Raw genomic sequence first — 1364 nt, 5'->3', positions numbered from 1 at the left:
GTGGATATAATGAGCACTTCGCTTTTGATCCGATTATAACCGACCAGAACAAAGTTACTCTTCACCGTGGTGCACTTCTAGAGCACGAAGAAATTGTCCCAGTTTATACGATTCCTGATTACTTAAACTTCATAGAACTTGCTGTATCATTTGAGTAGCTATTGCAGAAATTGATAGTTTAATTTGTTCAAATCAAACATTGACCACTGTTCATTCATACAGTTAAATATCTCCTTGTCTTCCAAGGGGGTTACCAATGTCAGTACGCAAACAACCAACAGGCCAATGGCTTTGTGAATGTTACCCGGCAGGCTGTACAGGTCGCCGAGTAAGAAAAATGTTTGCGACCAAAGGTGAAGCCCTAGCCTTTGAACGTTACACCATGGATCAGGTAAGTAATAAGCCTTGGTTAGGAGACGCACCAGACCGCCGCACGTTAAGCGAGGTTACCGAACTTTGGTATAACCTGCATGGCCGTTCTCTGGAAGCGGGTGAAAAGGTTTATAAGAAACTGATAGTTGCCGCACTGGGTGATCCTCCGGCCCACAGCTTGAGTGGCAAAGATTTTGCTCACTATCGCTCTAAGCGTTTGTCTGGCGAGATTTACTTCTCTGAGAAATGGAAGAAAGGCGCAAAGCCGGTCACCGTGAATCTGGAACAAAGTTTTTTGAGCGGTATGTTTAGCGAGTTGGCCAGATTAGGGGAATGGAATTTACCGAACCCATTAGACAATCTGCGCAAGTACGCCGTGGCAGAAAAAGAGATGGCGTGGCTCACTCATGAGCAGATTAAAACATTATTGGCCGCATGTAGTCTTGGTCGGGCAGATTTGCCAATGGTAGTAAAAGTTTGTCTTAGCACCGGGGCGCGATGGAATGAAGCGGAGAAACTCACCCGCTCGCAAGTCAGCCCGCACAAAATTACCTTTGTCAGAACAAAAGGTAAAAAGAACCGCAGTGTACCAATCAGCAAAGAACTTCATGACGAGTTAATCGCGTTAGAGGGAGACCGGTTTTTCAGTGAGTGTTATTTCCGCTTTATGGCCGCAATCAATACCACAGATATTAAGTTACCCGCTGGCCAGCTCACACATGTTTTGCGCCATACGTTTGCCGCTCACTTTATGATGTCCGGGGGCAACATTCTGGTATTGCAGCGCATCCTTGGTCACAGTGATATTCAAATGACAATGCGCTATGCTCACTTTGCGCCAGAACACTTAGAAACCGCAGTGCAGTTCAACCCGCTAACCACCATGAAAGTTGGCGACAAAATGGCGGCGGAGGTTACCCTTCCCTAGTATTTACTACCCCTCAATAACCAATCAACTCATTGTATTTATTTTATATTGTTGTTTTATATAG

At 45.2% G+C, this 1364-nt stretch carries 1 protein-coding gene; it reads left to right on the top strand.

Features of this window, described 5'->3' with window-relative positions; all coding sequences use genetic code 11:
- Positions 1-256: 256 nt before the first annotated feature.
- Positions 257-1300 carry a phage integrase gene (locus tag V1952_RS21855; protein WP_420075550.1) on the top strand — a complete coding sequence of 348 codons (1044 nt, stop codon included), beginning with the start codon at positions 257-259 and terminating at the stop codon, positions 1298-1300.
- Positions 1301-1364: the final 64 nt, after the last annotated feature.

This window comes from Yersinia sp. 2542 StPb PI (genome assembly GCF_048593855.1).
Taxonomy (GTDB): domain Bacteria; phylum Pseudomonadota; class Gammaproteobacteria; order Enterobacterales; family Enterobacteriaceae; genus Yersinia; species Yersinia enterocolitica_E.
This window is presented reverse-complemented; position numbering and strand designations above follow the sequence as displayed.